Here is a 19,851-nt window from a genome sequence, read left to right as displayed (position 1 = left end):
AAAGATAGTTTTTTCTTGAAACCCCGCCAATGGGAAAGCCCAAGTAATTTTAACTTTTTCAATATCCTGATACTTAGCCCATCAAAAAACAAACAATAAGAATTAACATTTTATAGTATGGATTATTTCCATTTTTTAGGAATATATCCATATTTTAGCTATCCTTTTTTTATTGTTGTGAACAAGACCATTTTACATCTGGACCTGGATACGTTTTATGTATCCGTAGAACGCCTCATCAATAGTGAGCTCAAGCATAGGCCCTTATTGGTAGGGGGCACTAGCGACCGCGGTGTAGTGGCTGCTTGCAGTTATGAAACGCGTGCCTTTGGTGTGCACTCTGGCATGCCCATGAAAATGGCCAAGGAACTGTGTCCTGAAGCCGTAGTGATACGGGGAAATTCTGCCAGTTACAGCAAACACTCGGATATTGTCACTGAAATCATCAAGGAAAAAGTCCCTGTTTTTGAAAAATCCAGCATAGACGAATTTTATGCAGACCTCTCAGGAATGGACCGTTTTTTTGGTGCCTACAAATATGCATCAGAACTGCGCCATACCATTATCAAAGAATGTGGGCTGCCCATTTCCTTTGGGCTATCCATAAACAAAGTTGTCTCCAAGGTAGCTACCAATGAGGCCAAGCCCAACAACCAACTTAAAATTGATTTTGGTTATGAGAAACCTTTTCTGGCTCCCTTATCCATCAAAAAAATACCCATGGTGGGGGACAAAACCTATCAAACCCTTAGAAATCTGGGAATTAGGCAAGTTAAGACCGTACAACAAATGCCCATGGACGTGATGCAGCGCGTACTGGGCGCCAATGGCAAGGTTATCTGGAAACGTGCCAACGGTATTGACCATACCCCCGTAATTCCTTTCTGCGATAGAAAATCCATCTCTACGGAACGTACTTTTGACAGGGACACCATTGACGTGCACAAACTAAGGGGCGTTTTGATTGCCATGACGGAAAACTTGGCATATCAACTACGCAGGGGAGATAAGCTCACGGCCTGTATTGCCGTAAAAATTAGGTACTCAGATTTTAATCTGTACTCCAAGCAACTCCGTATTCCATACACCAGTGCCGATCATATTTTAATTCCCAAGGTATTGGACCTGTTTAAAATACTGTACAACAAAAGGATGTTGGTACGCTTGGTGGGTGTACGGTTTAGCCACTTAGTCTCCGGAAATTACCAAATCAATCTTTTTGACGATACGGAAGAAGCCTTAAGCCTCTATCAGGCAATGGACCATGTACGAAAACGGTTTGGTGACCGAAGCGTGTTGCGCGCCTCGGCCCTGGAAGCCAAGAGCATAGGACGCATACAAAACCCTTTTAACGGGCAACCGCCAGTGGTTTTGGCGCATAGAAAACAGTAAGCCCTAGCCCCCTTACCCCTCCAAAGGGGAAGTTTTGATATTGGGGTAAAAAAGAGGGCAGTTAAAAAGACCATAACCTAAAAAACATATGGCGAAAACTGGACTTAAACTTGAACTTTATATTGGTATATAAGAGAAAAAACACAGACCAGACACGCAAAGCGCAAAGCGCATAGCGTATAGCGTAAAGCGTAAAGCGTAAAGCAAAAAAACATTTAAACCCTAAGAAAATCTACCTGAACTGCCACACATATTACAGTCTACGCTTTGGCACTTTCTCTGAGATAGAGCTATTGCAACTTGCGCAGGAAAATGGTGTAAAACGGCTTGTCCTGACAGACATCAACAATACTTCGGCCTGTTTGAATTTTATACGGAAAGCGCCAGAGTATGGCATTAAACCTTTGGTCGGCATTGATTTTAGGAACGGGGTGGACCCTTGCTTTGTGGCCATTGCCAAAAACAACAGCGGTTTTCAAGAACTCAATACCTTCCTATCCAAACACCTACATGAGGCCAAATCTATTCCCAAAAGGGCACCTGAATTTATGGATGCCTTTGTCGTGTATCCTTTTGAGAGCGTACTGCTACACGAATTTGATGATTTTAAAGCCAGTGAATACATTGGCATTTCAGCAAAAGATTTACGGCGGCTTCCATTTTCACGCCTAAAGACGTTAAAGGACAAACTGGTGGTATTACAACCGGTAAGCTTTAGGAACAAAAGGGATTTTAATGCCCATAGGTTGCTTCGTGCCATTGACAACAATGTGCTTTTAAGCAAACTGGATGACAGTGAGGTTGGTGATATTGAGGAGAAGATGTTGCCATTACAAACACTTAAAAACACCTTTTCACAATATCCGTACATCATCAAGAACACAAAAAAACTACTATCAAAATGTAGTATCCATTTTGATTTTTCAAAGAACAGAAAACCTCAAAACCTAAAACACTACACCAACAGCAAGGAAGAAGATGAACAACTGTTACAGAAATTATGTGAGCAAGGCCTCCCCTACAGGTACCCCCAGGTAGACAAAAACATTAAAAACAGGATTACCAAAGAGTTGGACCTCATTAAAAAAATGGGATTTGTATCTTATTTTCTGATCAATTGGGATATTGTGACCTACGCCAGAAAGCAAGGGTTTTTCTATGTAGGCCGTGGCAGTGGCGCCAATAGCATCATTGCCTATATCCTGCGTATAACGGATGTGGATCCTATGGGACTTGATCTTTATTTTGAAAGATTCATCAACCTATATCGTGCGAACCCACCAGATTTTGACATTGATTTTTCATGGCGGGACCGTGAGGCCGTGACCCAGTACATTTTCAACAGTTTTCCGCATGTAGCCCTCGTAGGCACTTATGTTACCTTTAAGGAAAAGGGGGTCATCCGTGAGCTGGGCAAAGTGTTTGGCCTGCCCAAAGAGGATATAGACCGTCTTGGTGATGGTCAGTTCCAGAACAGCAAATTGGACAGCATCGCAAAGCTTGTTATCAAGTACGGGAAACTGATCCACGGTATGCCCAACTACCTTAGCGTCCATGCCAGTGGTATTTTGATCAGTGACCGGCCGTTACACTATTTTTCCGCCACATTTTTACCCCCAAAAGGATTTCCCGTAACGCAATATGACATGATTATTGCAGAAGACGTTGGCCTGTACAAGTTTGATATTTTGGCCCAAAGGGGCCTGGGAAAAATAAAGGATACCCTGGCCATTGTTAGACATAACCAACCAGATAGGGCTAATTTTGACATTCATGATGTTAAACGTTTTTACAAAGACGACAACATCAAAAACAACATAAGGACAGCACAATGTATGGGATGTTTTTATGTGGAATCTCCCGCCATGCGGATGTTACTCAAAAAATTGGAAGTGGACAGTTATCTGGGGTTGGTGGCCGCAAGTTCCATCATTAGGCCCGGGGTGTCAAAAAGCGGGATGATGCGGGAATACATTTTAAGACACCGCAACCCTGGCCGTGCCCAAGAGAAGGCCCATCCTGTGATGCTAAATATTATGCCAGAAACCTATGGGGTCATGGTCTACCAAGAAGATGTGATTAAGGTGGCCCACCATTTTGCAGGGTTGGATCTGGGCGAAGCCGATGTCCTACGCCGCGGCATGAGTGGCAAATACCGCTCCAGAAAAGAATTTGAAAAGGTAAAGGCCAAGTTCCGATCCAACTGTATGGAAAAAGGATATGACAAGGCCTTGATCGATGAGATTTGGCACCAAACAGCAAGTTTTGCAGGCTATGCCTTTGCCAAGGGACACTCTGCTTCCTACGCTGTAGAAAGCTATCAAAGCTTGTTTTTGTACACTTATTTTCCATTGGAGTATATGGTGGCCGTACTCAATAATGGCGGCGGCTTTTATAGCGCGGAATTCTATATCCATGAAGCCAGAATGAAAGGGGCCAGCATACATGCGCCCTGTGTCAACCATAGCCATATCCTAAACAGCATTTATGGCTCCAAACTCTTTCTAGGGCTTATGTACCTACGCGATTTTGAAGAACTGGGCATGAAACGCATCGTCAAAGAAAGAGCCACTAACGGCAGGTTTACCTCATTGGAGGATTTTATTGACAGGGTACCGCTATCCATGGACCAGTTAAGCATTCTCATACGTATTGATGCTTTTAGATTTACGGGCATTAACAAACATGAACTATTGTGGAAAGCCCATATGGTACTGTCCAAAACCAAACGATTGGAGCACCCAAAACTTTTTGCCCCTAGGAGACAGCAATTTAAAATCCCAAAATTGGACACCACGGACTTGGAAATTGCATTTGAACAGTTAGAATTATTGGGGTTTACCTTGTGCAGTCCGTTTGCATTGTTGACCGAAACCCCAAAAAACCATAATGGGCAGAAAGACTTAGCACAGTACCTCAACAAAAAAATAGACATCTATGGTTATTTGGTCACTGTAAAACCTACCAAGACCTCTAAAGGTGAACGTATGTTCTTTGCCACATTTTTGGACCAACAGGGCAAGGTGTTTGATACGGTATTATTTCCGCCCATTGCAGCAAAATACCCTTTTAGGGGAAGGGGCATCTACCGTTCCTACGGCAAAGTAGTGAGTGAATTTGGGTTTTTAAGCATTGAGGTAATTAAAATGCGAAAAGAGGCTTATGTGGAGGACCCCAGGTATGCAGATATGAAAACAAGCCTAAAAAGGTCCACGTCCAAAAAATCAGAAAACTGATTATTGGATGCGCTAAGCTTAGCGCTACCTCTCAGCGGGAAAGTTAACCTTATGGGGATGCGGAACACAGAAGAAGCCAACTACCTCCAATCTTATTTCCTGTTTCTTTCCTCCAATCACCTACAAACCCATCGCATTTCCACCTTGTAGGCCACAACACTATATAAACCAAAAAAGGCCTTGCTTTAACACAAGACCCTTTTACGAGAACACTATATGAAAATGAAAAAATTTACTTTCTGATTTATTACAGCGTAAATGTAGGCAGGCAGGCGCCAGCCTTGAAATTATTGTTGTGAAGTAAGGGTAATTTGTGGTGTGCGGTCTGTTTTATGTAAAAAAGGGTCACAGTTTAGATTTAAAACACAGCAAACCCGCTTATAGTGTGCCAAGTGGGCATGACACCTAACTGCAACCTCCTAAAAAACCTTGGCTACCGCTTGTACGGTCCTTTCCAAATCTGCATAGCTAATGGCATCGTTCAAAAAATAGCTTTCAAAAGCCGAAGGGGGCAAATAAATACCTTGGTCCAACATGCCGTGAAAGTAGGTTTTAAAAGTATCGTTATTGCCTTTTGCAGCACTGGCGAAATCTATAACCGGAGCTTCACAAAAATGGACACTGACCATGCTACCAAAGCGGTTGATTTGATGTGGAACGCCTTTTTGGGTCAGGACATCCGCAATACCTTGATGCAGGAACGCCGTTTTTTTGGCCAGACTATCAAAAGTCCCTGGTTTGTTGTTCAGTTCCGTTAACATGGCCAGCCCCGCACTCATGGCCAACGGATTCCCGCTCAAAGTACCGGCTTGGTATACCGGTCCCTCTGGCGCCAGATGGGACATGATTTCTGCACTGGCCGCAAAGGCGCCCACAGGTAGTCCGCCACCGATAACCTTACCGAACATTACGATATCCGCAGCAATACCCAGCGCTTCTTGCGCTCCTCCCTTTGCCAATCGAAAACCGGTCATGACCTCATCAAACAACAATAAAATTCCTTCTTCCGTGCAGAGGTTTCGCAAGCCTTTGATAAATGGTTCCGTGGGAACGATGCATCCCATATTACCCGCAACAGGTTCAATAATAATGGCCGCAATTTGCCCTTTATTGGCGGCTACAAGTGTTTTAACGCCTTCCAGATCATTATAATTGGCCAACAAGGTATCCTTTGCCGTACCTTGGGTAACACCGGGACTATTGGGACTGCCAAAGGTAACGGCCCCACTGCCGGCCTGTATCAAAAAACTATCGGAATGCCCATGGTAGCAACCCGCAAACTTGATGATTTTATCTTTCCCTGTATACCCCCGTGCCAAACGTACTGCGCTCATACAGGCTTCGGTACCTGAGTTTACAAACCGGATTTTATCAATATGGGGCACCATCTCAACGGCCAGTTGGGCCAATTGGGTTTCAATTTGGGTTGGGATTCCAAAAGAGGTACCCTCCTTGGCCTTTGCGATGACCGCATTTAGGACGGGCTCATGGGCATGGCCCAAAATAAGTGGCCCCCAAGAGGAAATATAGTCTATATATTCATGGCCGTCTTCATCATACAAATAAGCACCACTTGCCTTTTTGATAAAAATGGGCTCCCCACCTACGGCCTTAAAGGCCCTTACGGGAGAATTTACCCCACCGGGAATAAACTTTTTCGCTTCTGCAAACAAGGCACTACTTCTCTGGTATCGCATGGACTTTATGGCTAATTTCTTTTACCGTTTACTTGGTTTTGGCTTTTCTAAGGTTAATGGTCTGGCCAATGGACAGGGTATTGTCCTTAAGCCGGTTCAACCGCTTAATCTCCTCTATGGAAACACCGTACCTTCTTGATATCCCGTAAAGGGTATCCCCTTTGGCCACTACATGGGTAAAAACATCATAGGTTTTGGTATCACGGACTTCCTGGAGCCCTTGTTCAAACACTTTGTCATCATACTGGTCTAGTTGGTACCGTTCTATCAACGCTATGAGTTTTTGCGGGTATTTTTTATCTGTGGCGTAGCCCGCTTTTTTAAGGCCATGAGCCCATTTTTTATAATCGTCCCGCTTAAAGTTGAACAAAAAGCGGTATCGAGACCTTGAGGCTAAGAATATGCTGTGGTCACGGAAGGAGAACATGGGATGGTTGTACTTTCTAAAACATTCGCCCTTGGCGTCATCATCATGGAAATCAAAATCGCCCTGCCAACCGGTGTGGCACTTTATACCAAAGTGGTTGTTTGTTTTTTGTGTCAGCTGGCCTTTACCGGAGCCACTTTCCAAAATGCCCTGAGCCAAGGTAATGCTTGCAGGTATTCCAAAGGCACGCATTTCATACTGGGCTATCTGAGCAAACACATCAATATACTCTTGTGTGGTTGCAATTGGGAAGCGCTTAAAATACCCAGGATCGGCAGGCATGGGATATAACTCGGATTTGTTGAACTTTGTCTTTCCCAAATCTTTATTGGGTTCATACGGCTTGGTCCTTTCCGCTGTCACCACGGTAGGTTTTTTGGCACTTACCGTCCTTTTTTTGGTCCCGCACCCCATAAGGAAGAGGGCTAGACCAAGTATTACAAGCATCTTATTTCTCATACCTTGATCATGGGTAATAATTTCTTTTTCAACACGGCGTTCATGCCCGCAATTCCCTGTAGACCACCAGTATGCACTGCTAAAATGGAGGTCCTGGGTGGAAAACGGTCGTTTTTTATCATATCAAACAAGCCAAAAAACAATTTTGCTGTGTAGATGGGGTCCAATTGAATGCCGGTCTCGTCTTTAAAATTGTTCATAAACCGAACCAAACTTTCCGAAATCTTGGCGTATCCACCAAAATGATAGGAGGTAATCAGACGCCAATTTTCATTTTTGGTAAAATTACGAATATCCGAACGTAAAAAATTGCCTTTCAAGACCTGAAATCCCAAAACTTGTTGATGGGCAGCGGCGGAATTAATGAGTCCGGCCAACGTACCGCCAGTGGCAACGCAGCTGCATACCACATTAAATTCCATATCCGCTTGGGTTAAGATTTCCCCACAGCCCTGTACTGCCAATGGGTTGGTGCCACCTTCCGGCAGTTCATAAAACCTCCCATATTTTTGTTTGAGATAGCCTTGTAGGGCTGGATGCTCTTTTTCCCGATAGGTCTTTCTGGAAACAAATTCTAACTGCATACCATTTTGGTGTGCAAAGCGCAGGCTTGGGTTTTTGCGCCAAACAGAAGCCAGTTCATCTCCCCTGATGACCCCAACGGTCTGGATATTAGCAAGTTTTCCGGCGTAGGCCGTCGCAGCGATATGATTGGAGTAGGCACCCCCATAGGTAAGCAATTTATCTTGGTCTTCTTCCCTTGCCTTGATCAAGTTGTACTTTAACTTTCTGTATTTATTACCAGAAACAAATGGATGGATAAGATCTTCCCGCTTTACGGTGACCGAGACCTCTTTTTGGACCAAAAGGGGAAGTTGGATGGACTGCGACGGAATGGAGGGCAACCTATCGAACAAGGTACTTCAGGAAATTAAAACGGGATCTGTTCTGTAAATAACACGCATCATCTTCATTGGCATATGCCTCCCGCTCAAAGGAAATATTTTGGTAAGCCCGATAACTGTCAAGGTAACAAACGGTTCTCAGCAACCATTCGGAAAGATACCAAACATAAAAGAACACCAAGAACATTTCTTTTTGCTGCTGCAAATGGATACGTTCATGGTTTAATAGGACCGAATCCTGTAAATAGCTGTCTTCTTTTACGATGATGAATGGCCAAAGGGAAAGCCCAACATAATTCCGTCGAAAAAAGTGTTTAAAAACCAAAATCATTAGCAACGTAGCTTTAAAAAATCTTCGTTGGGGCTTTACAAAGATAATAGATTGCAAGTTGACAACGATGAAGGCCCTATTTTCTTGCTATTTCTCGAGAATCTGTCTGCTTTTGACGTTAAAACGTTCTAAAACACCATTTGCAACCCCGATAATTCTTTTACATTTACTGTTGATTGGCTGTTATGAAAGAACGAATTCCGCTGGAGGATGGCGATTATTACCTAACTCCGGAAGGCTATAAGGTTTTTACGGAAAAATATCATCTAAAACGAGGCTATTGCTGTGAAAGTGGTTGCCGGCATTGTCCTTATGGATACAACAGAAAAACCAATGGACATAGGTAGAAAACTTATTTTCGGCATAATTATTGATGATTAAGAATAGAGTAAAGTATCCGGTTAACCCAAAAATAATTGCGTTATGAAAAAGATAAAATTAGTAGTAGTTGCATTGGTGGCCCTAATGGCATTAAGTTCGTGTTCCTCCGTTCGTGTCCTTGCAGATTATGACAAGGAGACCGATTTTAATACGTTTAAAACCTATGCCTTTTACAAAACTGGTATAGATAAGGCACAGATTTCCGATTTGGACAAAAAACGAATCCTTAAGGCCATTGAGGCCGAGATGGATTCCCGTGGGTTTGTTAAATCCCAAAATCCTGACCTATTGGTCAGTATTTTCACCAAGGAACGTGAGCAGGTAGATATCTACAACAACAACTTTGGCTGGGGAGGCTGGGGTTGGGGTGGCCTTGGATGGGGCGGCTTTGGCTGGGGAGGCTGGGGCTTTGGACCTGGCTGGGGCTGGGGCTGGGGCGGAGGCTTTGGACCAGATGTAGCCACCAGGACGGAAGGTTCCCTGTATATTGACCTTATAGATACCAAGAACAAAGAACTGGTCTGGCAAGGTCGTGGGGTGGGCACCTTAAACAACACCAAGAACATTGAGAAGAAGGAAGAACGCATCAAAAAATTCGTGTCCCAAATTTTAGAGGCATATCCGCCAGCAATAGCGGCAAATTAAATTATTTTAAGCAAAGTAGCTATCAGCGATAACCAAGCAGGTGTTTATCAAATCAAGGTAGCTACTTTGTTTTTTCAAAGTAACGGAAACGCTGTTTCATCCTTCACCTCGTGCAAAACAAACGCGCTTTTCACCGCCCCTATATTGGGTAAGGAGGCTATGCTGGTTTTCGCAAAATCATAATAAGCATTTAAATCCTTCACCACTACCTTCAGCAGAAAATCAAATTCCCCGCCCACAACAAAGCACTCCACCACCTCATCCAAGGCTTTGACCGAACTTAAAAAATTATCCATCAAATGGCCCTTTTGTGCCTCAAGGGAAACAAAGCTAAAAACAGTGATACTAGCTTCTACCATTTCCTTGGCAACTATGGCCGTGTATTGCTTTATGACTCCTTCTTGCTCCAAACGTCTTATCCGTTCATAGATTGGGGTTTTGGTCATCTTTAACCGCTCTGCCATGGTTTTTACCACGGTTTTGGCGTCCTTTTCCAACATCCTTAGGATTTCCCTATCTACGGCATCTAATTTGTCTTGCATGGCTATTTTCCTTCTCGTAAAACTAATTATTGTTAAATTTAGTTATTTTTCCTTTAATTTCATGTTTTACTATTATTTATTCCTTCAATTATCACCTTATTACAAGCATATCAACATTAATTTATATTTTTAAAGGAAAACTTACAGTATGACCCATAATTTGGCGCAAGCCAATATTGCCCGTTTCAAAACGTCTTTGGATAGACCGGAAATGAAAGAGTTTATAGACTTTTTAGCCCCTGTAAACAAATTTGCGGAGGAAAGTGATGGGTTTATATGGAGGCTGACCGATGAACAGGGGCGATCTGCGAGCTACATTGAATCTCCCTTTAATGATGAAATGATGGCAGTGAACATTAGCCTTTGGCGAGATATGGATAGTTTTAAAAACTTTGTGTATGGCAGCGTACATGCCTACTTTTTACAAAACAAAAGAAAATGGTTTGATGTCAAGGGCCATTCCCAATTTGTAATGTGGTGGCTACCGGCAACCGAGCTGCCCAGCATAGGCATGGCCAAAGAAAAGTTGGAACATCAGCAAAAATATGGGGATAGCCAAATCGCATTTTCCATGCGAAACCTATATGACGCCTCCGGTGCAAAACTGGTGGTATAATGGTGACAACAGTAAAATTTAAGCTCCTTAAAAAAGAAAAAATACTATGGAAAACGCCTATGAAAGCAATCCTATTTTAGACAAACTGCCCCTACATTTAAGGCAATACATTAAACCTCAAAACTATGGGGACTATACCGCTATAGACCAAGCTGTATGGCGGTATGTGATGCGTAAAAATGTGGACTATTTAAGTAAGGTGGCCCACCCAAGCTATATGGAGGGCTTGCAAAAAACCGGTATTTCAATAGACCACATTCCCAATATGTACGGCATGAACCGTATTCTCAAAGAAATTGGATGGGCAGCCGTGGCGGTTGACGGTTTTATACCACCCTCCGCATTTATGGAGTTTCAGGCGTACAACGTTTTGGTGATTGCCTCGGACATTAGGCAACTGGAAAATATAGAGTACACCCCTGCCCCGGACATCATTCATGAGGGTGCCGGTCACGCCCCGATCATTGCCAACCCAGAATACGCAGAATACCTAAGAAGATTTGGGGAAATTGGCTGTAAGGCCATTTCCAGCGCAAAAGATTACGAACTCTATGAAGCCGTGCGCCACCTCTCCATCATCAAGGAAGCAGAGGGCACTCCCGCAGAGGAGATAAAAAAAGCAGAACAGCACATTGAGGAATTACAAAACAATATGGGTGAGCCAAGCGAAATGGCATTGATTAGAAACCTCCACTGGTGGACGGTGGAATACGGCTTGATCGGAACCGTTGAAAATCCCAAAATCTACGGTGCGGGACTATTGTCCTCTATTGGGGAAAGTGCCTGGTGCATGACGGACGATGTAAAAAAGCTCCCCTACACCATGGATGCCGCATTTACTAGTTTTGATATCACCAAACCACAACCACAGTTGTTCGTTACGCCAGATTTTGCGCATTTGAGCCAGATATTGGAAGATTTTGCCCATACTATGGCATTGCGGACAGGAGGGCTAAAAGGCATTGACAAACTGGTGAAATCCAAAGCGCTTGGCACCGTAGAGCTAAGCACGGGGCTTCAAATCTCTGGTATTTTTAACCATATCCTATCCTATGACGGCAAACCAATCTACCTACGGACCTTTGGCCCTACGGCCTTGGCCTATCGGGAAAAGGAATTGGTGGGCCACGGTATTGAAAGTCATCCAGAGGGGTTTGGATCGCCCATCGGGAAACTAAAAGGCATCAACCTTGCCATTGAGGATATGAGTCCGCGAGATTTAAAGGCCTATAATATTTTTGAGGGCGAAAGGGTACAATTGGAGTTTGAGGGCGGCGTTTTGGTAGATGGTGAAATTGTGACCGGAACCCGAAACCTAAAAGGTGAAATTGTCCTGATTACGTTTAAAAATTGCAAGGTGACCCACGCAGGAACCCCACTATTTTTACCGGAATGGGGGGACTATCATATGGCGGTAGGTGAACAAATCACATCAGCCTTTAATGGCCCTGCAGATGTACATAGTTTTAATTTGGTATCACATGAATTATCGCCAACGGTAAAAAACAATTCCAAATTACAGCCAGAAAGAAAACAGTTAGAAAGATATTACCGTCAAGTACGGGAGTATCGGGAGGGCATTAATACCACCATATCCAGGAATAAGGTATTCCAAGAAATTTCCGTAAAGTTCCCAAAGGATTGGCTGCTGTCCGTAGAACTGTATGAACTGGCCAAGAGCGACAAGGAAACCCAATTAATGGACGCCATTGCTAAGCACTTGGAAAAGGTAAAACAAAACCACCCAAAGGTGGGGCATTTAATTGATCATGGGCTTGCACTAATTGATAAAGAGGTTGGGGTTCTCCAGTAGATCCTGTTTGCTTTGGATAGCTTGTTCCTTATAAATTAAGGTCCAACCCAAGGTGTTAGTCAGTGGGAGGAAACTTGCCAGTTCGCTCAGAAGGCGGTTTTTTGCATTGTCCTGAAGTTTGGACAATCTGATTTTTTTGAGCAGTGATCGGTTAACATTGCTTTTAATGGTATTGTAATCTGAGGCATCAAAGGGATTAAAGTAATCTGCCGTTACATCATAATACTCAAAATCTGGGTTGATGTCTATTTGTGCCTCTGGCAGGGTTTTGATGGTCAGGGTTTTAGCCGCATTGTCCAATTCATAGCCCAGCTGTTTTAAATCATAAGAAATACTCACTTTTGCATTGACCACCACCAAGGCCTTTTTATCTGCCGTAACCAATGGCCCAAACAACTCTTTGGAATCTTGGTAATTGTACACCTCTGCAAAGTGCCCTTCTGTCACCACCAATTTTGAAACGTTTTTGATCTGTTGCTCAATGAGCATGGAACTTTCTTTGAGCAATGCAGTCTCTTTATTGCTTTCCATCCAGGATTGATAGATCAATACGGCCGCCAGAGTGATTATTGCCCCAATAAGAATTTTTTTCATGATGACGGTTTTATGCTAGTTACTATTCTGGCCAAATGGTCTGAAACTGCTCACAGACCACCAACATATCTTCAGTTGGTTCCTTACCACTTTCCGATAAGGCACTTTTAAAAAACTTCCAATGGGCGTCCTTCCATTTTTTAAGCGGTTCTTGTTCCGTTCCCATATCCATTGCGGCATAGGCTTTGGATATTTTAAAAAACGGAATGGTATCTACTTTGGTGACGGAGATAAGGCATTGCGCCCTACCTTCAAAATCAGTAACAATGTGTTTTGTGCCAACCTTGGGCAAATCTGCATTGGCTTCCCTATACCAGGTATACAATCCAGAACTCGCCTGTTTCCTCCCGGCTACCGTTAAAGCTGCCAAACGATTTGCATCCCTCTTGTTATCGTGAAAATACCAAGCTTCGGGCATTTCTTCGTCCTTAATTTCAGGATGGGAATCGGTAAAATCTGCCCACATTTTGGCTGCGGTACCTCCCTTTTGAACAGGATTGGCTTTTCTTTGGTTTTGGCAAGCAGCAAGCAAGGTCAAACTAAAAATCCAAATCATTTTTTGCATCCCATGCTTTTTAATGGTTAACCCAAAAACGAATCACCATCAATCCAAATACTCCTCCACCTGCGCCAATGCAGCGGTGATTCCTTCTGGATTCTTGCCTCCGGCAGTGGCAAAAAATGCTTGTCCACCTCCCCCGCCTTGGATGTGTTTTCCCAATTCACGGACAATGGTACCCGCATTTAGGTTTTTTTCTGCAACCAAAGGCTTGGAAATATAACAGGAGAGTAGTGCCTTACCACCTTTATCGGAGGCCAACAACAGGAACAAATCTTCCCGGCCCTGCCCCATCTCAAAAGACAGGTCCTTAATCCCGGCCGCATCCAAATCCACTTTTTTGGCCAAAAAGGCAACTCCGTTTACCTTCTTCACTTCCTTCAACAACTCACTTTTTAACCCTTTGGCCTTTTCCTTTAAAAGACCTTCCAACTGTTTTTTTAGCTGGGCATTCTCTTCTTGAAGGGCCGTAAGCATTTTTACGGGCTCCTTGGTGTTGTTCAGTACCTGACGAATTTGCGAAAGCTGCTGGTCATTCTTCTGGTAAAGCGCTTTTACGGCATCCGATGTGATGGCCTCAATACGTCTGATACCTGCAGCTACGGCACTTTCGCTTTTAATTTTAAAATGCCAAATATCTGCTGTGTTCCTTACATGTGTTCCACCACAAAGCTCAATAGATTCCCCAAACCTGACAGTGCGCACCTTGTCCCCATATTTTTCCCCAAACAAGGCCATGGCACCTTGGGCCAAAGCCTCTTTAACGGGAATGTCCCGGTGTTCTACAAAAGGCAACTGCGCCGCAATTCTATGGTTGACAAAGGTTTCCACTTCATGGAGTTCATCCGCCGTAAGCTTGGAAAAATGGGAAAAGTCAAACCGCAGGTACTTGTCATTTACGGCAGACCCTTTTTGTTCCACATGGGTGCCTAAAACAGCACGTAAGGCCTGGTGAAGCAAATGCGTCGCCGTATGGTTACAGGCCGTTAACCGCCTTAGGGGCTCATCCACCACCGCGGTAAATGGCTGCTCCACATCTTTGGGCAGTTCTTTGACAAAATGGACTATTTCGTTATTTTCTTTTTTGGTATCTAGAATATGGACCAGCTCCCCGCCGGTAGATTCCAAATGACCTTTATCCCCAACCTGGCCCCCACCCTCTGGGTAAAAAGGGGTAACATCAAAAACCAACTGATAGCGCCCGCCTTCCTTTTTACTGGTGACCTTGCGGTATTTTACCAGGTTCACCTTGACCTTTAGTTGATCATATCCAACAAACTCCTGTCCCGTATTGGGCTGCAGTACTTTCCAATCTTCCATGGAGGTTTCGGAGGCAGCGCGAGACCGCTCTTTTTGGGCTTTTAAGGCCGTCTCAAACCCCTGAACATCCAAAAGAAAGCCTTTTTCCTCTAAAATCAAGGCAGTAAGGTCAATGGGGAACCCAAAGGTATCATACAGCTCAAAAGCCTTTTCCCCGCCAACCGTCTTTCCGGTGGTATTGGAAATTACCCCATCCAATAGCACCAATCCCTGTTCCAGGGTACTTAAAAAAGAGTGTTCCTCCTCTTTAATCACGCTCTCCATCAATTGGTGCTGTTTGTCTAGTTCTGGATATGCCCCGCCCATAGTTTTGGACAGGACCCGCACCAAACTGTGGACAAACGGTTTCTTGGCATCCAAGAAGGTAAAGCCGTACCTAATGGCCCTTCTTAAAATACGCCTTATCACATATCCCGCTCCTGTATTGCTCGGCAGCTGCCCATCCGCAATGGCGAAGGAAACGGCCCTTACGTGGTCTGCAATAACGCGAATGGCAATATCCGTCTCATCACTTTTTCCGTAGGCAACTCCTGTTAGCTTCTCAATTTCCCGTATCAATGGCGTAAAAACGTCCGTATCGTAATTAGATGTTACGCCTTGCAGTACCATACAAAGCCTTTCAAACCCCATACCGGTATCAATATGTTTGTTGGGCAAGTCTTCCAGTTGTCCGTTGGCCTTGCGGTTGTACTGCATAAAGACCAAGTTCCAAATCTCCACTACCTGGGGATGGTCTTTGTTGACCAGTGATGCCCCAGAGATTTTTTTCTTCTCTTCCGCTGGTCTAATATCCACATGGATTTCTGAACAGGGCCCGCAGGGTCCCTGATCTCCCATTTCCCAAAAATTATCCTTTTTATTGCCCATGATGATGCGCTCTTGCGGCACAATGGCCTTCCACAGCTCATAAGCTTCTTGGTCCATCTTTAGGTTATCCGCATCATCACTCCCCTCAAAAACGGACACATATAAACTGTCCTTGTCTATTCCATAGGTTTGCGTCAAGAGTTCCCAGGCCCATTCTATAGCCTCTTTTTTAAAATAATCCCCAAAACTCCAATTGCCCAACATCTCAAACATGGTATGGTGGTAGGTATCCTTGCCCACTTCTTCCAAATCATTGTGTTTTCCGCTGACCCTAAGGCATTTTTGGCTATCCGCGACCCGCCTGTATTTTGGTGGTGTATTCCCCAAAAAGTACTCCTTAAATTGGTTCATCCCTGCATTGGTGAACATTAAGGTGGGGTCCTCTTTCATCACCATTGGGGCGGAAGGGACGATCTGATGTTCCTTGGATTTAAAAAAGTCTAAAAACTGTGCTCTAACCTTTTGGGATGTCATTACGGGAGTTAAGCTTTAATTAATTTTAACTAAGTGAACAAAACAATTTCTATATTTGTCTGTTACCATAAAATGAATGACCAAAAATAGGACAATTTCACTTCATGTCTAAAGTAAAATACTATTACGATCCGGATACGCTTTCCTATAGAAAAATAGAGGCAAAAAAATCTAGAAAGTATCGCAATCTGCTATTTTTTGTTTTAGGCGCTGCCCTTTTTGGCTTTCTAGGCCTTATCTTTTTGCTCAACACCAACCTAATCAACACACCGCGCGAACTTTCCCTGCAACGGGAAGTCCAGAATTATGAGCTCCAGTTTGAGATATTGAATAAAAAAATGGACCAAATAGAGAATGTCCTTGCCAATATTGAAGACCGTGACAACAATATTTACCGCCTTTACTTTGAGGCAAACCCCATTCCCGAGGAGCAGCGCAAAGCTGGTTTTGGCGGGGTTAATAGGTACAAATCCTTGGAGGGTTTTAACAATTCGGAAATCATCATAGATGCTTCCAAAAGATTGGATGTGATTCAAAAACAAATGGTCATCCAATCCAAATCATTGGATGAAATTGCCAAATTGGCCGAGGAAAAGGAAAAATTATTGGCAGCGATTCCTGCCATACAGCCCGTAAGAAATGAAGATTTAAAAAGAATGGCATCTGGTTACGGATGGCGCACAGACCCCTTTACCAAGGCAAGAAAAAAACACTGGGGCATGGATTTTACGGCTCCAAGGGGCACGCCCATTTTTGCAACGGGTGACGGGGAGGTAACCAGAGCGGACAACAACTCATCTGGATATGGAAAACATATACGGATTGATCACGGTTATGGGTATATGAGCCTTTACGCGCACTTAAGCAAATACAACGTCACCAAAGGCCAGAAGGTAAAACGTGGAGATCTTATTGGTTTTGTGGGAAATACGGGACGTTCAGAAGCACCCCACCTGCATTATGAAGTATGGAAGGACAAGGAGCGCATTAACCCCATCAACTTCTACTACGGAAGTTTGTCTCCACAAGAATTTGAGAATATGCTCAAATACGCAACCCAAGAAAACCAATCCCTGGATTAATGCATATTGACCTACCCGAAAAACGGTACTATGGCATTGGCGAGGTAGCCAAGGCATTTGAGGTGAACACCTCCTTGATTCGGTTTTGGGAAAAGGAGTTTGATGTACTTAAACCCAAAAAAAACGCCAAAGGCAATAGAAAATTTACGCCTGAGGATATTAAAAACCTGAAGCTCATCTATCACTTGGTCAAGGAACGGGGCTTTACCTTAGAAGGTGCCAAAACCCACCTGAAGGAAGAAAAGCACAAAACACTCTCTACCTTTGAAGTGATTGAAAAATTGCAAAAAGTACGGGCAGAACTGGTAAAAATCAAGGAGAGCCTGTAAAGCGGTTGTAACAAATACCGCTTAGATTGGACATATAAACCACCTAAAGCAAATAAACACTAAAACCACAGAAAATGAAAAAATTACTTATCCCCTTAGTTGTCATAGGCGTGCTCATCTTTGTTTTGGGCAGCTGGTACATAAACACCAACAACACCTTGGTAGATATGAAGGGACAGGCCACCAAGCAATGGGCCAACGTTGAGAGTTCTTACCAACGTAGGAGCGATCTTATCGGCAATTTGGTAAAAACCGTGCAAGGTGCCGCAGATTTTGAACGCGGAACCTTAACCGATGTGATTGAAGCACGCTCAAAAGCTACCGCTACCACCATTGATATAGACAATCTTACGCCAGAGAAACTAGCACAGTTCCAACAGGCACAGTCCGGATTGTCCTCCGCACTTTCGCGCTTATTGGTAACGGTGGAACGCTATCCCGATCTAAAGGCCAACCAAAACTTTTTGGAACTGCAATCACAACTGGAGGGCACGGAAAACCGCATTAATGTAGAACGGAATAGATTTAATGATTTGGCGGGGGAATACAATATTAAAATTGAAAAAATACCCACCAATATCATCGCGGGTATCGCAGGATTTGAAGCGCTGGCCCTATTTAAATCCAACCCTGGATCGGAGAACGCACCAGACGTGGATTTCAATTTTTGATTAGCCTATGTCCAGAGTAGAAGATTTCCTGACCCCAGAAGAAGAACAAGAAATTGTGGAAGCCATTTTAACGGCGGAAAAAAACACTTCTGGAGAAATCAGGGTACATATTGAAGCTACCGCCAAAATTGACCATTTCAGTAGGGCCCAGCAAGTATTCCATTTTTTAAAAATGGACAACACCAAAGATGAAAATGGGGTACTGCTCTATGTAGCCGTCAACGACAGGAAATTTGTGATCTATGGGGACAATGGCATTTACAAAGCCGTACCCAATGGATTTTGGGAGGCCACCAAAGAGGTCATTGCACATCATTTTAAACAAGGGAATTTTAAACAGGGCATCATTGAAGGGGTATTAAAGGCCGGCAAGGAAATGGAGGCGCACTTTCCATGGCAACATGGTGACCAAAACGAGTTGAGCGATGCAGTATCCAAAGGGTAAAGAGCCTCTACCCAAAACACCAAGGGATGGTAAGCCATGGCATTCTTGGTTAACGTTCATCCTTTTTTTTGTGATTTGTTCGGTATCCGGACAATTTACCATTCCAAAAAAACCGGCACTGCAACAGAATCAGACCAGTGTCTATGATTACATCAACCTACTATCCGTAAATCAGAAAACTACGCTAGAACAAAAATTGATTCGTTATAGCGATAGTACGTCCACTCAAATCGTGGTGTTGATCATTGATTCCACCAAGGGGGAGGACATTAACTATTTGGGTGCACAATGGGGCCAAGCTTGGGGAATTGGCCAAGACGGCAAGGATAACGGGGTGGTTGTGCTTTTGGCCAAACAAGACCGTAAAATAGCGATAAGCACCGGATACGGTGTAGAGGCATCCTTGACGGACCTTATGAGCAAACGTATCATAACCTCCATTATCATTCCAGAATTTAAGGTGAACAACTACTATGGCGGACTGGATAAAGGTGCCGATGCCATTTTTAAGGTACTTACCGGACAATTTGATGAAACCAGGGATTTTAGCCGTAAAAAAATGCCATTTGAGGCCTATTTGCCATTTATCATCTTTCTGGTCATTTTCTTTATTTTAATGAGCAAGAATAAGCGCGGTGGCGGCAAGGGCAACAACAGAAATGGACGTGGCGGACGCGGCTTGGATCTTTGGGACGTCATTATTTTGAGCAACATGGGGCGCGGTGGCTCCTCTTCCGGTGGTTTTGGTGGAGGCAGTTTTGGAGGCGGTGGCTTTGGTGGCGGCTTTGGTGGTGGCGGCTTTGGCGGCGGTGGAGCTTCTGGCGGGTGGTAACGGAACTTTTCCTGTAGTCTTATCTAGCACTTTGCAGCTATATCCGTGTCCAGCTTGCACTCCCATTTGCCTGGCCTTAGACCCGGCTTAACCTCTGATAAAAGAAACGTGATGCAGCTTTTACACCTAGTGTTTGCAACGCTGTTGCTTTTTCACCGTTTATCCTTGGTATAATGCCCTAGGCGTTTTATCCTTTGTTACCAGACATTCCCAAAATCCCAATAAAGCATTCCT

19 protein-coding genes are annotated in these 19,851 nt (G+C 43.9%); 11 read left to right on the top strand and 8 right to left on the bottom strand.

Annotated elements, in window-relative coordinates; translation table 11 throughout:
- Positions 1 to 177 precede the first annotated feature (177 nt).
- Together dinB and I595_RS11020 are read left to right on the top strand one after the other, a co-directional pair.
- A complete protein-coding gene (gene dinB / locus I595_RS11025; protein WP_054559795.1) occupies positions 178 to 1,392 on the top strand; it encodes a DNA polymerase IV in 1,215 nt (404 codons plus the stop codon).
- A gap of 230 nt (positions 1,393 to 1,622) precedes the next feature.
- Positions 1,623 to 4,628, top strand: a complete 3,006-nt coding sequence (locus tag I595_RS11020; protein WP_054559494.1) for a DNA polymerase III subunit alpha — start codon at positions 1,623 to 1,625, stop codon at positions 4,626 to 4,628.
- A 419-nt stretch (positions 4,629 to 5,047) separates the two neighbouring features.
- Here the strand turns inward: I595_RS11020 and hemL are convergent, their stop codons facing one another.
- From hemL to I595_RS11000, 4 genes are read right to left on the bottom strand one after another with little or no spacing between them, the layout of a single operon-like run.
- Positions 5,048 to 6,325 (bottom strand): glutamate-1-semialdehyde 2,1-aminomutase, encoded by a 1,278-nt coding sequence (gene hemL / locus I595_RS11015; RefSeq protein ID WP_054559493.1) that lies wholly within the window; start codon positions 6,323 to 6,325, stop codon positions 5,048 to 5,050.
- 28 nt (positions 6,326 to 6,353) lie between these two features.
- Positions 6,354 to 7,199 (bottom strand): glucosaminidase domain-containing protein, encoded by an 846-nt coding sequence (locus I595_RS11010; RefSeq protein WP_417926340.1) that lies wholly within the window; start codon positions 7,197 to 7,199, stop codon positions 6,354 to 6,356.
- Positions 7,200 to 7,207: 8 nt separating this feature from the next.
- Positions 7,208 to 8,128: a 1-aminocyclopropane-1-carboxylate deaminase/D-cysteine desulfhydrase gene (locus I595_RS11005; protein WP_245628272.1), complete on the bottom strand. Its 921-nt coding sequence runs from the start codon at positions 8,126 to 8,128 to the stop codon at positions 7,208 to 7,210.
- A complete protein-coding gene (locus tag I595_RS11000; RefSeq protein WP_054559490.1) occupies positions 8,118 to 8,447 on the bottom strand; it encodes a hypothetical protein in 330 nt (109 codons plus the stop codon). The genes I595_RS11005 and I595_RS11000 overlap by 11 nt, the downstream gene beginning before the upstream one ends.
- Before the next feature lie 185 nt (positions 8,448 to 8,632).
- Here I595_RS11000 and I595_RS17550 point away from each other — a divergent pair, with 185 nt between their 5' ends.
- Positions 8,633 to 8,794: a DUF5522 domain-containing protein gene (locus tag I595_RS17550; RefSeq protein ID WP_172675940.1), complete on the top strand. Its 162-nt coding sequence runs from the start codon at positions 8,633 to 8,635 to the stop codon at positions 8,792 to 8,794.
- Between the two features lie 76 nt (positions 8,795 to 8,870).
- Positions 8,871 to 9,473 carry a DUF4136 domain-containing protein gene (locus I595_RS10995; protein ID WP_054559489.1) on the top strand — a complete coding sequence of 201 codons (603 nt, stop codon included), beginning with the start codon at positions 8,871 to 8,873 and terminating at the stop codon, positions 9,471 to 9,473.
- 74 nt (positions 9,474 to 9,547) lie between these two features.
- Here the strand turns inward: I595_RS10995 and I595_RS10990 are convergent, their stop codons facing one another.
- Positions 9,548 to 10,015: an Lrp/AsnC family transcriptional regulator gene (locus tag I595_RS10990; protein WP_083467580.1), complete on the bottom strand. Its 468-nt coding sequence runs from the start codon at positions 10,013 to 10,015 to the stop codon at positions 9,548 to 9,550.
- Between the two features lie 148 nt (positions 10,016 to 10,163).
- On the opposite strand from I595_RS10990, the gene I595_RS10985 reads away from it, so the two are divergent.
- Positions 10,164 to 10,631: a DUF3291 domain-containing protein gene (locus tag I595_RS10985; protein WP_054559487.1), complete on the top strand. Its 468-nt coding sequence runs from the start codon at positions 10,164 to 10,166 to the stop codon at positions 10,629 to 10,631.
- Positions 10,632 to 10,677: 46 nt separating this feature from the next.
- Entirely contained in the window at positions 10,678 to 12,444 is a 1,767-nt protein-coding gene (locus I595_RS10980) for an aromatic amino acid hydroxylase (RefSeq protein WP_054559486.1), read from the top strand.
- On the opposite strand, the gene I595_RS10975 is transcribed toward I595_RS10980, so the two are convergent.
- The 3 genes from I595_RS10975 to alaS are packed head-to-tail and all read right to left on the bottom strand — an operon-like array spanning position 12,412 to position 16,258.
- Positions 12,412 to 13,038, bottom strand: coding sequence for a DUF4230 domain-containing protein (locus I595_RS10975; RefSeq protein ID WP_054559485.1), 627 nt, complete (start codon positions 13,036 to 13,038; stop codon positions 12,412 to 12,414). The genes I595_RS10980 and I595_RS10975 overlap by 33 nt on opposite strands.
- A gap of 22 nt (positions 13,039 to 13,060) precedes the next feature.
- Positions 13,061 to 13,603, bottom strand: coding sequence for an ASCH domain-containing protein (locus I595_RS10970; RefSeq protein ID WP_054559484.1), 543 nt, complete (start codon positions 13,601 to 13,603; stop codon positions 13,061 to 13,063).
- Between the two features lie 39 nt (positions 13,604 to 13,642).
- Entirely contained in the window at positions 13,643 to 16,258 is a 2,616-nt protein-coding gene (gene alaS / locus I595_RS10965; RefSeq protein WP_054559483.1) for an alanine--tRNA ligase, read from the bottom strand.
- A gap of 104 nt (positions 16,259 to 16,362) precedes the next feature.
- On the opposite strand from alaS, the gene I595_RS10960 reads away from it, so the two are divergent.
- From I595_RS10960 to I595_RS10940, 5 genes are all read left to right on the top strand, one after another.
- The gene (locus I595_RS10960; protein ID WP_054559482.1) at positions 16,363 to 17,340 is read left to right on the top strand and encodes a M23 family metallopeptidase; all 978 of its coding nucleotides are present in this window, start codon (positions 16,363 to 16,365) and stop codon (positions 17,338 to 17,340) included.
- On the top strand, positions 17,340 to 17,669 hold the full coding sequence (locus tag I595_RS10955; RefSeq protein ID WP_054559481.1) for a MerR family transcriptional regulator: 330 nt from the start codon (positions 17,340 to 17,342) through the stop codon (positions 17,667 to 17,669). Before I595_RS10960 ends, I595_RS10955 begins: the two co-directional genes overlap by 1 nt.
- A gap of 74 nt (positions 17,670 to 17,743) precedes the next feature.
- Complete coding sequence (locus I595_RS10950; protein WP_054559480.1) at positions 17,744 to 18,340, top strand: LemA family protein; 597 nt, start codon at positions 17,744 to 17,746, stop codon at positions 18,338 to 18,340.
- Between the two features lie 7 nt (positions 18,341 to 18,347).
- Positions 18,348 to 18,785, top strand: a complete 438-nt coding sequence (locus tag I595_RS10945) for a TPM domain-containing protein (protein WP_054559479.1) — start codon at positions 18,348 to 18,350, stop codon at positions 18,783 to 18,785.
- The gene (locus tag I595_RS10940; RefSeq protein WP_083467579.1) at positions 18,766 to 19,617 is read left to right on the top strand and encodes a TPM domain-containing protein; all 852 of its coding nucleotides are present in this window, start codon (positions 18,766 to 18,768) and stop codon (positions 19,615 to 19,617) included. The genes I595_RS10945 and I595_RS10940 overlap by 20 nt, the downstream gene beginning before the upstream one ends.
- Positions 19,618 to 19,851: the final 234 nt, after the last annotated feature.

The sequence above is a fragment of the Croceitalea dokdonensis DOKDO 023 genome (assembly GCF_001306415.1).
GTDB lineage: Bacteria > Bacteroidota > Bacteroidia > Flavobacteriales > Flavobacteriaceae > Croceitalea > Croceitalea dokdonensis.
This window is presented reverse-complemented; position numbering and strand designations above follow the sequence as displayed.